1 protein-coding gene is annotated in these 606 nt (G+C 43.2%); it reads left to right on the top strand.

Going from position 1 to position 606, the window contains the following annotated elements:
- On the top strand, positions 1-320 hold a 320-nt coding region (locus R7Q09_RS26850; protein ID WP_318144036.1), incomplete at its 5' end, for a M24 family metallopeptidase.
- Between the last annotated feature and the right edge of the window lie 286 nt (positions 321-606).

Here is a 606-nt window from a genome sequence, read left to right on the forward strand (position 1 = left end):
CTCGCAATAAGTTCTCTATTGTTAAAGACTTCTGTGGTCACGGTATCGGTGATGAGTTCCACGAAGAACCACAAGTGGTTCACTACAAGAACAAAGACCGCCGCGTACTTAAAGAAGGCATGTGTTTCACTATTGAACCAATGATCAACGCAGGTAAGTTCGGTTGTACTGTTGACGCACAAGACGACTGGACTGTATACACAGGTGACGGCAAAAACTCAGCGCAATGGGAACACACTATCGTGGTAACCAAAGATGGTTGTGAAGTATTAACGCTACGCAGTGATGATACGATTCCTCGCCTAATGAAAAATGCGTAACCAAGAATGACTTCAATATCCCCGCTCATGCGGGGATATTTTTTATCTCCGCGAGATTTGTTAAATTAGAAAGGTTTGTAGATCTTTACTTTTAGCTTGCACGGATAGCAAATATGCCACTTCAGTCCCCTCTTACGTTTTCCGACGAACAAATCAATATCGGCGAACTAAAACAAGAGTTAGAAAAATTCAGCTCAACCCAAAAACAAGAGTTTCTTAACCATCACCCTGTGACCAGCTTAGTATTGGCTCGCGCAGAGTACATGGACTTGCTGCTGACGCGTTT

It is taken from the genome of Vibrio sp. 2130-1 (assembly GCF_033339515.1).